This window comes from Klebsiella sp. GW_Kp181, from assembly GCF_040062315.1.
GTDB classification, from domain to species: Bacteria; Pseudomonadota; Gammaproteobacteria; order Enterobacterales; family Enterobacteriaceae; genus Klebsiella; species Klebsiella oxytoca.
This window is the reverse complement of sequence record NZ_JBEAFR010000052.1, coordinates 1-13,428: the sequence shown is the minus strand read 5'-3', so window position 1 is coordinate 13,428 and position 13,428 is coordinate 1. Positions and strand designations below refer to the sequence as shown.

The window sequence follows — 13,428 nt, the reverse complement described above, 5'->3', positions numbered from 1 at the left end:
AAGCAAACGTTTAACTCCGCGCATACAATACGGTGTGAAGAATGACTTTGCTCCCCCCTGTCAGCAGAGGAAATGATGAGCAAAATAAAAAGGCAAACGATTATCCAGCCTTTAGACGGGCCTTTTCAACAGAAGTTTGTCGGATTTAGCTAAATTTCGCTTATGACGTTCATGAAATAACCAGCCGATGCGCAAACGTTATCGTCCATGCGCAATCCGGTAACATTTTTGTATTGCGCTGATAGCAATTTTCCCCTGTCATCGGCTTGAGTAATGGTTCATTCGCCGGGTAAGGTAAATGGGCCCCCACGCTCAATCGCCTTCTGCCAGGCCGGACGCTGCTCTACCCGCTGAACCCACTGCGTCAGATGCGGTAAATCCCCCACCCCGCCGCGCGCCAGCAGCGCCATTGCCGGAAAGCTCATCTGAATATCAGCCATACTCAGCTCAGCGCCGGCAAACCAGCGCTGGCGAGAAAGGTGCGATTCAATAAAGCGGGCATGGGTCTCAACCTGTCGGTTAAGCCAGGTCTTTTGCACCCCTTTGCCTAATGCATTGCCCAGCGTGCGTATGCCAAACGGCACCGGGGGCTTGCCCAGGCTGGAAAACACCAGCTTCATCAGCAGCAGGGGCATCAGCGAACCCTCGGCATAGTGCAGCCAAAAGCGGTATTGCAGTTTATCTTCCACCGACTCAGGCTTTAAGCGCCTGGCGCTATCATAGGTTTCCTGTAAATACTCCAGAATGGCGCCGGACTCCGCCAGAATATGGCCGTTATCTTCAACGACCGGCGATTTCCCCAACGGATGAACGCTTTTTAACTCCGCTGGCGCGAGCATATCCTTTCCCCGCTGATAAGAGACAACCTGATAAGGCAGCTGCAACTCTTCCAGCGCCCATAATACGCGCTGCGATCGTGACTGATTGAGATGATGTACCGTTAACATGGGCCTCTCCCGCTGTTTGTTCAAATTAACTATAGGAACAGGCAGCGAATGACGGGAATTTTTCGGCAACATGAGGCGGCAAAATCAGAGAAAAGAGCCACACTTAAGTTGTCGGCGCAAACCGGAACCTCCATCAATATATTGCGCAATACTGAGGTGAGCCGACGTCGGGGGAAACCCTCCTGCGTACCAGCGGGATAGTGCGAAAGACCAAGACCGGAAAACAACTAAAGCGCCCTGTTGTGGCGCTTTAGTTTTTTAATCCTCTTCCAGCAGCCGTGCGCCGGTCCCCTCTTCTCCCAGCTTATCGCCCGGGTTGCGTAACGGACAGTCGCGGCGCGACAGGCAGCCGCAGCCGATGCAGCCATCAAGCTGATCGCGCAGCGCGGTCAGGGTGTGAATCCGTCGGTCCAGCTCCTCCCGCCACTGGGACGACAGCATCTTCCACTCTTTGGCGCTGAGGTTATGCCCTTCCGGCAGTACGCCAAATGCATCACCGATAGTGGCCAGCGGAATACCAATGCGTTGCGCAATCTTAATGATCGCCACCGCACGCAGGACGTCGCGCCGGTAGCGCCGCTGATTGCCCGCGTTGCGCTGACTGTGGATCAACCCTTTGCTTTCATAAAAGTGCAGCGCGGAGACGGCCACGCCGGTTCGTTTTGCCACTTCGCCGGGAGTCAGCAGCATTTTGATGCGGGGAGATTTCTTTTCCATAAAGCGCTTTACCTCAAGTTAACTTGAGGAATTATACTCGCCCGCAGACAAAACGACGAATCGAGAATTGAGAGAGGCCGCTTTATGTCCCATCAGGATATTATCCAAACGCTTATTGAATGGATTGATGAACATATCGATCAACCACTTAACATTGATGTAGTCGCCAGAAAATCGGGATACTCAAAATGGTATCTCCAGCGGATGTTCCGCTCCGTGATGCATCAAACGCTAGGTGATTACATTCGCCAGCGCCGTCTGCTGCTCGCTGCGGAAGCGCTAAGAACCACCCAGCGCCCTATTTTTGATATCGCGATGGATCTCGGCTACGTATCGCAGCAGACTTTCTCACGGGTGTTCCGCCGCGAATTCGACCGTACGCCTACCGACTATCGCCATCAGATTTCCGCCTGATAACGTTGTTGCCAGGGGCAGAGGCTGGTGCGGTCGTTAGCCAGCCACTGCATATACTCCTGCGGCGGCATCGCTTTCGCAAAAAGCCAGCCCTGGCAATATTGCACGCCCCGCTTTTGTAGCCAGGCGACCTGCTCTGCCGTTTCCACGCCTTCAGCGACGATCTTTAAATGCAGGCTGTTCGCCATCTGGATGATATGTTCGGCAATCAGGTGGCTGGTGGTGTTGTTTGACAGCGTATCGACAAAAGATTTATCAATCTTGAGGATATCGACGTTGAGCGCATGGAGATTGTTCAGATTGGAGTAGCCGGTGCCGAAGTCATCGATAGCGATTTCATATCCCGCGTCGCGAAAAGCCTGAATCACCGGCGTCGTTTTCGGGACGTCAATAAACCCGCGTTCGGTCACTTCGATTTTTATTTGTTCCGCCTTGATGGCGTAGCGCCGGACCTTCTCATTGATATGCTCAATCAAGCGCGCGGATTGAAAATCAGCAGCCGAGAGATTAATCGCTACGTACAGGTGCGGATGCCGCGCCAGAAATTCGCCGAGATCGGAAAATACCTCATCGATGACATAGTCGGTAACCTGGGCGATCATCCCTTCGTTTTCCGCCAGCGGAATAAACTCCGCCGGACTCATCACCGGGCCATCAAACCCCGGCCAGCGCAATAACGCTTCGGTACCAACGCAGCGGTGATTTTTAATATCGATAATCGGTTGATAGTGCAGGCACAGCTGGCGACGGCTTAACGCGCGCTGCAGCATATTACGCGGAGAGTGGTACTGCTGCCGCGTGCGCAACCACACCAGTAACAGCAACACGCTGCAAATCAGCCCCAGCGGCAGAGTCAGCGTCACCTGATTATAAAAATTCTGGTAATAGCTGACGCGCGAGGTGGACATGATGACGGCAATCGGGCGAACGGTGGAATGGGCGATGGCATAAACGCGGCCATCCTGCTGAAAGAGCGCCTCTTCAGCGCGAATCAGATGACGTAATTCCTCAGGGTCGGCGTTCTTGCTGACGGAAAAAAAATGGTTCGTTTTGGTATCAAACACGCCCCAGGCGAGATTGCTGTCACTGGATATCAGCGCGCTGAACGAGAGCGGATTAATCACCACCACATAGTGGCCGCGCTGCAGATAGTTCATCGCATAGCCAGGGTAGAAAGGCGTTTCGCGGTAGTAGTAAATCGCGATATCCGGCTTTTTGGTATAGGTTGCGGCCGGAATTTGCCACCCCCTCTCGCGGCGTACCGCAGTGGAGCAGAAAAAATGGCTGCCGTTGGCGTAGATTAAGTCGTCGATATAGAGCAGACCGCGTACAATGCCGAGCAGATATTGCTGATGATACGGCGAACACACTTCTCCCTGATACAAACGGGCCTTATCGCGCGCTTCGTCAGCTTCTCGAATAACCAACTCCGTTTTTTGTAGCGCCAGCCGAGAAAACAGCCGCAGCTGATCGGCGGTTTCCGCTTTGGCGCGGATTTGCGCAAACCACAATGCCAGCACCACCGGTAGCAGAATGACCAGCACGATGCCAACAATTCTCAACGCCTTGTGTGGCGCGCTACGACTCATTTACGCTTTTTATCCATGCGATACGCCTTAATCAAGGTGAAAGGCCCCGATGATTCCTCTTACTGTGATATGAATCAGGGTATCTCAGCAACCCACGCTTTGACGTAAAAACCTCATGACTACGAATGATGAATAATACTTGCTAATGCAAGACGTGAGAAACATTCTCAACATAATGAGATTAGCCCCACTATCTAATTCGGTTTATCCGTATAATTCGCCGGAATATGTAATAAAATCCGCAGAACCTAAACCTTATTAAAAAAGAAATGCGCTCGACTATCGCTTATAATCGACCTTCGCGATGAAAGCTCTCCCTCCCCCCTTATTAACCATGAACTTTGCAGGGTCAATGAGCGCAAGAAAACTCCCATTTTGGACTGGTGAATAAAAGAACAAATGTGATATAGTTCACATTAGCTAATGAAACAAAAACGTTGTTTCATTACGTTCCTGTTTGCCTGAAGATAGCCAGAGCATCGCATCACCGTCAGTCTCGCCAGGTTGTCAAAGGCTTCCAAATTTCGTTGAGGATAGGTTGATGGCTTCCATTACTACCAGTGTCGTACTTTTGCGCTGGCCGCTCGTGAGCGCAGTGCTGATGTTTCTGGCCAGCTCGTTGAACATTCAGCTGCGTAAAAGTGATTATGCCGGTTTAGCGGTAATCTGTAGCTGTATTGGCCTGGCCGCGGCCTGCTGGTTTGCCACCGGTCTGTTGGGCATTACGCTGCTGGACGTGGCGAAAATCTGGGGCAATATCAAGGACGTGATGATTGAAGTCATGAGCCAGACTCCGCCTGAATGGCCGATGATGATGACCTGATTTCGGGCCGCCTTATCCGGGCGGCCACGCCCACACCATCGTGAATGCCCGCACTGGCGAAGCGCCGTTAGCGAAAATCCCCGGTCCGCACTGTGCATAGCCGGGCGACAGGGCCAACAAAAGGGTAGCCCGGAGGACAGGGACTACGTGCCGCCTCCGGGAGGATGCGTCTCTTCTGGCCACCAGAGAAGAGTAAGACCTTAATCACCGGGAACCTGCTGCACTCTCCCCCTTTGCGACAATACATCACCTGCATGAACAACAACAATGGCCAGATACGGGTCAGGTTTTACCGTATCTGCTGGCCCAGATCGTGCTGCCCCGACGGCAGCCCCGGTACTGCACGTGGAAAGTCGTTCGGGCAGCGTTTTATGGCGCAGAGCGCCTGGTAACGGCAGGAGTCTGCCGTCGTGGCGGTAGAATGATAAGGACAGGAAGGCCGCTCCCGCAGCTTCTCCCACTGCGCTTCATCGTATCGCGTGATGTTATAAACTTTTACCGCATGATATTGCTCGTTGATTAACACGCTCGATGAGTAGAGTTTTATCGACTCTCCCGGCAGTAATAAAATGTCGGCCTCATACCACAGAATAAACTTTAAAAACCGCAGGCTGGAAATTGAGGAAAAAGCTACCCCGGAATGCGGGCAGACAAGAGTATTATGAATAGTCCATTTCATTTTCTATCCTTGCGTGCATTGCTGATTAATGACTCTATATATTGATAGCATTCATCATAGATAACCGCAAGGCGATCGATTAATAATGTGATATCAGACAATACTCAAAGCGCTTTATACTCACTAAGATGTAGCGTGAATATTGCATTATAACAATGAATGGTTAGCCATAATAATCAACGATAGCGCCAGCAATGAACATACATAAATAAGTATATATTGACAATAAATTACAGGCTACCAAAAGCGGTAGCCTGTAATATTACACCGGGAGTGAGTCAAAAATATCTAAGCGATTGTGCGCATATTAAACGCGGGCATCACCAGGTTTTACCAATATTAAACTGGAACTGCTCAGCTTTATCTCCATCGTATTTTTTAAATGGCTCAGCCCAGGAAAACACCAGCGGGCCTAACGGCGACATCCACTGCACCGCAATCCCGGCAGACATACGGATATGCGAAGGGTCGCCATAGTCCGGGATCCCTGCCGCCAGCGTCTGACCGGTATTTTGCCAGGTGGTACTCCATACCGTACCGGCATCGAGGAATAGCGACGTTCGCAGGCTGTCGGCATATTTGTCATTCACAAACGGCGTCGGCACAATAAATTCGCTGTTCAGGACCGCCATCGCGTTACCGCCAACCGCATCGGATGAAGAATCCAGCGGACAGGTGCTGTAGCTGCTTTCAGAACCATTACAACGATAATACGCTGCTTTTGGGCCAATCGTATTGGACGAAAATCCGCGAACCGACGACGATCCACCGGCATAAAAGTTATCGTAAAACGGCACCGATTTGCCGTTCAGCCCATCGGCATAGCCCGCACGCAGGTGCTCCATCCACACCCAGCTTTTGTTCTCGGTCAGCGGCATATACTGGGTGGTATCGAAAGTCACTTTGTAATAGCTGTTATCCGAACCGGGTACGGTAACCTTGGCGGTCAGGCTGCTTTTATTCCCCGCCCGGGGGAAGAAACCGCGATCCAGATTGTTATAGCTCCAGCCAACGCTGGCAAAATAGTCATTGGCGCTATAGGTCGCACCGCTATCGCCATCTTTGGTGACAACGTCAGGATAGATGCCCCGCGAGTTAAGATAGCTCCAGGTGGTGAGCTCCGGGTCCATATTGGTCAGGCGGTTATGGACATAGTCCAGGCCCAGGTTAAGAGCGTTATTCTCGCTAATCGGGAATCCCAGCGTACTGCCGACGCCGTAGCTTTGCTGGTTGTAACTCCCGGAATCGGCATCCGAGGCGTCGTAGCTGTTGTAGAAGATTTTACCGCCGAGGCTAACGCCATCCACGGTGAAGTAAGGGTTTGTCGCTCCCAGCTCAAGATAGGACTGGTAACTGTTGCGCGTGCCGTTGAAGCTGACGCTATTACCGGTTCCCAGCCAGTTATCCTGGGTGACGCCGAGCTGGTAGCTCACGCCGCTATCGGTGCCGAAGCCCAGACCCACGTTAAAGGAGCCGGTATTGCGCTCCTTCACCTTATAGACCACGTCCACCTGATCCTGGCTACCGCTTACCGGAACAATCTGCTTGTCGACAGTTTCGAAAAATCCTGTACGATCCAGCCGCGTTTTTCCCTGCTCGACCTTCTCATCATTCAGCCACGCACCTTCCATCTGGCGCATTTCGCGACGCAGCACCGCATCACGGGAAGTATCGTTACCCTGAAAGCGAATCTGGCGTACCGAATAACGGCGTCCGGCATCGACACTGATATGCAAAATGACGCTTTTTTCCGCATCATTAATATCCGATGTGGTGTTCACCTGCGGCCAGGCATAGCCGTATTTTCCCAGCAGCGTCTTAATACTGTTCTCGACTGCCGTGATTTCCGCACCGCTATACCATTTCCCCGCTAAAGGCTTCACCAGCGCCTCAATTTCCTGATTATGCTGCGCCATATCGCCGGTCACCATCGTACTGGCGACTTTATAACGAGCACCTTCGGCAATATTAATGGTGATATATAGCGATTTTTTATCCGGCGTAATACTCACCTGGCTTGAATTTATGCTAAAACGCGCATAGCCGCGATCGAGATAATAGCTACGAAGGGTTTCAAGATCCGCCGCCATCTTTTGCTTTTGATATTTCTTATCGCCAATCACGTTCCACCACGGAACGCTGTCACGTAGCTGCAGCTGATCCAATAATGTTTCTTCACTAAAAGCCTTGTTGCCAATAATATTTATTTGCGCAATTTTCGCCGAGACCCCCTCCTGAAAGACAAACTTTAAATCAACGCGGTTACGCGGCAGCGGGGTGACGACGGCATGAACCTGAGCGCTGTATTTTCCTGTACTGTAATAGAAATCCTGTAATCCTTTTTCTATTTCCGTAAGGGTATTGCGATCCAGCGCGCTGCCTTCTTCAATGCCGCTGGCGGCCAGGTTCTCTTTCAGGGCATCGTCCTTAACGGATTTATTGCCGGAAAAACTGATTTTAGCGATGGTAGGCCGCTCTTTTACCTGTACTACCAGCGTGCTGCCATCGCGCAGGATCTGTACGTTGTCAAAATTGCCGCTGGCATACAGGGCGCGGACCGAGTCGCTGATATCCTCATTAGAAACCTCTTCTCCTGTATGAACAGGCATGCTCAGTAGCGCGGCGCCGACGGTAACGCGCTGTAGACCCTCGAAACGAATGTCATCAACCGTATATGAAGTTGATGCATAGAGCGTTAAAGGGGAAATCAATAGACCGGCGATGATACTCGTTTTTTTTAGCATGAAGGTGTCGTCTAGAAGATATTTAGCAATAGCAGATACCTGCCGGGAATAATGCTGTTCATTGCACCAGACAGTTGCTGACGCAATCTTAAATAACCTGAACGAGGCGCAGAATTGCACGCAATTATGACGAGAAAATGGAGAAAATATGGATACGAGAGAATATTGAAAAAAATATTTTTCTACGGAACCTTCCCTCTTGAGCCTGGTCAGATAAGCATTTCCTCATAACATCGAAACTCTATAGTTTTTGTTTTTTTAACTAAAAAAACAAAAAGCCCCCTTTCTCATTGGTTGAAAGGGGGAAAAGATCTTGTTAGGAATGATGCTCTCTGGGATAAACCAGGAACAGGGAGAAATTAACGCATAATCCCGTAGATAAAATGAAGAGATATTGAATAAATTATGCAGCCAGATTTCTATAGTAATGAAATGGGTAGACATTATGCCGCGAAATGAAATTCAGCGTTCAGTGCTTAACGAACTGGTGCAATGGATAAAAAACAATCTTGCAAAGAAGCTCACGATGCAGGCGCTAAGCCGCTTTTCCGGCTACTCCGAATGGCATCTCTTTCGCCTGTTTCGCCACTATTTTAACATGTCGCCGATGGCGTATATCCGCCAGCAGCGAATGCAACTATCCCTTAATTTATTGCAGATCAACCCGCCTTTCCGCATCGTTGATATTTGTCTGATGGCTGGTTATGAAGATATCAGCGCCTTTAACCGAACCTTTAAGAGGTATTATACGATGACACCAACGCAGTTTCGCAGAAGCCTGAACCTGACCTGATAGAGGATCCCCCTCCTCCGCATTGCTGCGGTTGGGAATGGAAGGGGGAAGAGGAACTACTTTAGAATGGAAATGGCAGGATGCCACCGTTAACCGTTTCCGGGATCAAGCAGATCCGATTAACAGGATTCATTGTAGGCTGCTAAGTTGAATTAATTGTGTAGAGGCCGTGGAGATTTTGTCATAATTTATATCACTGGTTTTTCCCGGCATAAAAAATAACAAGCCGGAATAGTTCATTATTCCGGCGGGTGTTTGAATCGTTAATCAGAAATGCGTATTCACGCTGACATAAAACGTCCGCCCCGATTCATTATAAGTTTCCGCGCCTGCACCATACAGATAAGCGCCGGTCGTCGAATTTCCCGTCGTCTGCGCGTTACCGGCACGGTAGTGGCGAATATCGAACAGGTTGTCCACTCCGCTGGTCAGGCTCAGGTTTTTATTCACATCCCAGGTCGCGCTAAGACCGACAATGCTGTACGGGCTCACTTCGTTCAGCTCGCTGCCGGAAACAGACTCGCCTTTATAATTGAAGCGTTTAGGTTTCTGGCGGCCATACCAGGTGAACGTGCTCTGCAGCGAAAGATCGTCGCGTGCCTGCCAGCTCAGGGTAGAGTTCAGCGTAAACTGCGGGATCACCGACAGGCGATCGCCGGTGGTCTTATTCTTACTCTGCAGCATCCACGTCAGGTTGTTGCTCCAGTTGACCGTTTCGCTTACCGGGAGATTCAGCGAGCCCTCCAGCCCTTCAACCAGCGCCTTCGGTACGTTTTCCCATTGGTAAATATTGGTGGTGCCGTTGCTGGCCGTCCCCACCGCCGAGTAGCCCGATTCAATCTTGTTATGGTAATCGTTACGGAAGTAAGTCAGCCCGGCCTGATAGCCATTGTGCTTATACTCAAGGCCAATCTCTTTATTGACGCTGGTTTCCGCCTTCAGATCGCTATTCCCCATCAGGTAACAGGCTGAGCTACTGGCATAGCAACCCTGGCCGTTGCTGTAGAGGATATAGTTCGGGTTAAGCTGATAAAGGTTCGGCGCTTTATAGGCGCGGGCGATCCCCAGCTTCAGCGTCCAGTCATCCGCCAGCCCCTGCGAGAGATTCAGCGATGGGCTCCAGTTATTACCGACGATGCTGTGATGATCGAAGCGCAGAGCGGGCGTCAGCATAGTGCTATCGGTCAGCTCGATATTGTCTTCGGTAAACAGCGAGAAGATCTCGGCGCTGGAATAAGGAGTACGACCGGTTGCCGAAACGCCGTCAATGGAGCCATAAGAGAGTGACTGGGTAGTCGACACGCCATCCTTCATCCGCTGCTGGTTCCACTCGGTACCCAGCGTCAGATTCTGCTCAAATCCCAGGGTAAACGGAATATTGACCTCGCTGTGCAGCAGCACATCCGACAGGTCGATATCGGAGAATTCGCTGCTGGAGAAGATCCCTTCCGTTCCGCCCGCCAGCCCCTCGTTCATGCGCGAGTTACGGGTGTGCTCATACTGCGCCCAGGTATTGCTGGTCACGCCGTTATCCCAGCCGCCGGTCCACGTCACGCCGTAAGTCTGACGATAGAGACGGTTAGTCTCTTTACCGTACATACTTTTCACCAACGTGCTGGTGTTAGTATTCTGGGTATCCCCTGCATACAGGTTGCCCTGGCGGCTGTAGCCGGTTTCAAACTCCAGCGCCTGCATTGGCGCAAACTCCCAGCGCAGCTTGCCGTGAATATCTTTATTCACTACCCCTTCGCGTCCTGCAGGATACGATCCCGCATAGCTACCGGTTCGCGCTGCTTCATGACCGGAATTAATATCCTGGGCATCGGCCTGCGTTTTGCTCAGATTTCCCCATAAATTAAAGCTGACCTCATCCGATAGCGGGCCGTTGAGGCTAAAGTTTGTCCGTTTCGTCGCGCCCTCTTTACGGTGCTGAGGCGCGTTCATATAGGTATTCCATGAACCATGCCACTCGCTGGTGGCCGGTTTAGTGACGATATTGACCACTCCGCCCATCGCGCCGTTACCGTAGCGGGCCGCAGCAGGGCCGCGAATGACGTCGATATGGTCGATCATTTCCGCCGGCACCCAGCTGGTATCACCGCGGGTATCGCGGTCGCCGCGCCAGCCATAGCGCACGGAATTACGGCTGGTCACCGGTTTACCATCCACCAGAATCAGGGTGTTCTCCGGCCCCATGCCGCGGATATCGACCTGGCGGTTATTGCCGCGCTGCCCGCTGGTAGAGTTACCGGTGAGGTTGACGCCGGGCTGGGTACGAATCAGCTCGGAGACATCGCGCGCGGGCGGATGTTTACGGATTTCTTCGGCGGTGATGGTGGATACTCCGGGGGCTTGCAGCGTTTGCGCCGCCGCGGTGACCACCATGGTTTCATCGTCATTTACCGCAGTCGTTTCAGATTTCTTCGTATCGTCTGGAGTCGTGCCATCAGCGGCCTGCGCTGGCAGCATCCCTCCCCAGATGGCCATCGGGATCAGCGCGGCCAGCGAGTAGTGTGAACTGTGTTTCATGGAATATGCCCTGTTTTCTTTTTTGCTGTCGGGGCACGCCTTCTTCTTCCGTCAGATAAACATTCCCTGCATAGAGCAACATCTCTTTTTGGCGTAGTCAGGCCCTCCCGCTTAAATAGCGAGATAGCAATCATAATGGGTGGCCAAAATAGATTTATTACTCTGGCAAAAACGAAGAAATAAACGCGCCACGCTATTCTTTGATAGCCTTTGCCGAACAGCAGTAATAGGATTATTGTGCCACACAACGTTATTAGAAATGAGATTTATTATCAAGTCGATAATCATTTATCACATGAATGTTTTTGGTTAATGCAATAAAAACAAAAAGATATAAATAGCAGAAGCGCATTTATCGGGAAGAGAAATTAAAAAAATGAATAACATCCACATTAAAAAAACATAATTCAACCATATTGCCTCCACAATTAATTTGAGATTTATAGTTTTATAATCTCGCCAAAAATACCGAGCATGCTAATTAATAAAATAATTAAAATAACCGGCTAACCGATTCTCACACTTGTTCGCGGACATGCTAACGGCCAGAAATTGACTAAAATAAGACCATCCCCCTGCGGAGCACCGCGCCATGAACACTTCGTCGTTCTATCGATACCTTATCGGCTGGCTGGCATGCTTTGCCGCGCTGCTGTGCCTCACATCCGGTTACGCGGCTACAGAGAACAAACTATCAGAACCAGCGGAACGCGACGCCCTGGAAGTCAACGTTGACGATATGCTACAGCCATGGAGGGGAGATTTACCGGGTATGCTCGACCGGCGAACCATTCGCGTATTAACCCCCTTCAGCAAAACTTTTTTCTTTATCAATAAAGGCACCCAGCGCGGCGCGACTCACGATATATTTATGGAGTTTGAACGCAGTCTCAATCAAAGCCTGGCGAAAGAGAAAAAGCTCAAGCATCGTCACCTTAAAGTGCGGATCATCTTTGTTCCGGTGGCCCGTGACCAGCTCGTCAGCGCGCTTAACGCAGGTAAAGGGGATATTATTGCCGCCAACCTGACGATCACGCCTGAGCGTCAGCAGGAGATGACCTTTACTGCGCCGCTCTATTCTCACGTTCAGGAGCTGCTTCTTTCTGGTCCCGGCTCTCCCAAAGTGGACGATCTACAGCAGCTTTCTGGTAAAACGGTCTTTGTCCGCACCTCATCCAGCTATTACGCGAGCCTGGTCGCGCTCAACGCACGCTTTGCGCAGCAATCGCTGCCCCCCATCACCATCGAACCGGCGCCCGAAGCGCTGGAAGATGAGGATCTGATAGAGATGCTCAGCGCGGGCCTGATCCCATTGATCGTGGTCGACCGCCACAAGGCCCTGTTCTGGAAACAGGTCTTCCCCAGGATTCAGGTTCATCAGAACATTGTTCTGCGCGACGAAGGTAATATCGGTTGGGCGGTACGTAACAATAGCCCGCAGCTGCTGGCCCTGCTTAATGCGTTCATCAACAAGAATCGCCAGGGCAGCAGGCTGGGTAATACGATACTGCTGCGCTACCTGAAGGATGCCAGCTACGTTAAAAACGCGGCGGGGCAAAAAGAACGGCGTAAATTTCTGGCCATGGTGGAGATCTTTCGCAAATATGGCGATCGCTACGATGTTGACTGGCTGCTGATGGCCGCTCAGGGGTATCAGGAATCGCGGCTTAATCAGTCGGTGCTTAGCCACGTCGGCGCCATTGGCGTTATGCAGGTCATGCCGAGCACCGGTAAGGAGCTCAACGTCGGCGATATTAAGCAGCTCGACCCCAATATTCATGCGGGGGTGAAATACATGCGCTGGATGATAGACCGCTACTATGGCGATGAACCAATGACCCAGCTTGATAAGGCGCTGTTCTCGTTCGCCTCTTATAACGCGGGCCCCGGGCGCATTGCCCGGCTACGGGCGGATACTAAAAGGCGCGGTTTTGACCCGAACGTGTGGTTTGGCAACGTTGAGTATCTGGCCGCCGAGAAAATCGGCTCCGAGACCGTAAGCTATGTCAGCAATATCTATAAGTACTACATTGCTTATCGGCTGATCGTGGATGAAATGGCGCGTAAGCAGCAGGCGACGGCGGCTTCTAAAAATCAGGTCGCATCGGCAGTAAATCCGACAGCCACACCTGCCACACTTGCCACACCTGCCACACCTGCCACACCTGCCACACCTGCCACACCTGCCACACC

The 13,428-nt window shown here is 51.4% G+C and carries 10 protein-coding genes; 4 read left to right on the top strand and 6 right to left on the bottom strand.

Annotated features, from left to right (window positions below; translation table 11 throughout):
• Positions 1–278: 278 nt before the first annotated feature.
• A complete protein-coding gene (locus ABLV11_RS10930; protein ID WP_064396629.1) occupies positions 279–947 on the bottom strand; it encodes a glutathione S-transferase in 669 nt (222 codons plus the stop codon).
• A 258-nt stretch (positions 948–1,205) separates the two neighbouring features.
• Positions 1,206–1,664, bottom strand: a complete 459-nt coding sequence (soxR, locus tag ABLV11_RS10925; RefSeq protein WP_004109476.1) for a redox-sensitive transcriptional activator SoxR — start codon at positions 1,662–1,664, stop codon at positions 1,206–1,208.
• A gap of 84 nt (positions 1,665–1,748) precedes the next feature.
• Here soxR and soxS point away from each other — a divergent pair, with 84 nt between their 5' ends.
• A complete protein-coding gene (gene soxS, locus ABLV11_RS10920) occupies positions 1,749–2,078 on the top strand; it encodes a superoxide response transcriptional regulator SoxS (RefSeq protein ID WP_004109478.1) in 330 nt (109 codons plus the stop codon).
• Here the strand turns inward: soxS and ABLV11_RS10915 are convergent.
• Entirely contained in the window at positions 2,063–3,667 is a 1,605-nt protein-coding gene (locus tag ABLV11_RS10915) for an EAL domain-containing protein (RefSeq protein WP_348855311.1), read from the bottom strand. The two genes, soxS and ABLV11_RS10915, sit on opposite strands and share 16 nt — an antisense overlap.
• Before the next feature lie 541 nt (positions 3,668–4,208).
• On the opposite strand from ABLV11_RS10915, the gene ABLV11_RS10910 reads away from it, so the two are divergent.
• Complete coding sequence (locus ABLV11_RS10910) at positions 4,209–4,490, top strand: YjcB family protein (RefSeq protein ID WP_004109483.1); 282 nt, start codon at positions 4,209–4,211, stop codon at positions 4,488–4,490.
• A 289-nt stretch (positions 4,491–4,779) separates the two neighbouring features.
• On the opposite strand, the gene iraM is transcribed toward ABLV11_RS10910, so the two are convergent.
• Both iraM and bamA read right to left on the bottom strand, forming a co-directional pair.
• Positions 4,780–5,169, bottom strand: a complete 390-nt coding sequence (iraM, locus tag ABLV11_RS10905; protein ID WP_004109486.1) for an anti-adapter protein IraM — start codon at positions 5,167–5,169, stop codon at positions 4,780–4,782.
• A gap of 320 nt (positions 5,170–5,489) precedes the next feature.
• Positions 5,490–7,913, bottom strand: a complete 2,424-nt coding sequence (bamA, locus tag ABLV11_RS10900) for an outer membrane protein assembly factor BamA (protein ID WP_004109489.1) — start codon at positions 7,911–7,913, stop codon at positions 5,490–5,492.
• 445 nt (positions 7,914–8,358) lie between these two features.
• Between bamA and ABLV11_RS10895 the strand changes: the two genes are divergently transcribed.
• The gene (locus tag ABLV11_RS10895) at positions 8,359–8,706 is read left to right on the top strand and encodes an AraC family transcriptional regulator (RefSeq protein WP_016808427.1); all 348 of its coding nucleotides are present in this window, start codon (positions 8,359–8,361) and stop codon (positions 8,704–8,706) included.
• Positions 8,707–8,973: 267 nt separating this feature from the next.
• On the opposite strand, the gene ABLV11_RS10890 is transcribed toward ABLV11_RS10895, so the two are convergent.
• Positions 8,974–11,235 carry a TonB-dependent siderophore receptor gene (locus ABLV11_RS10890; RefSeq protein WP_032728777.1) on the bottom strand — a complete coding sequence of 754 codons (2,262 nt, stop codon included), beginning with the start codon at positions 11,233–11,235 and terminating at the stop codon, positions 8,974–8,976.
• A 592-nt stretch (positions 11,236–11,827) separates the two neighbouring features.
• On the opposite strand from ABLV11_RS10890, the gene ABLV11_RS10885 reads away from it, so the two are divergent.
• Positions 11,828–13,428 (top strand): lytic transglycosylase F (locus ABLV11_RS10885; RefSeq protein ID WP_348855309.1); only part of this gene is annotated, 1,601 nt, incomplete at its 3' end.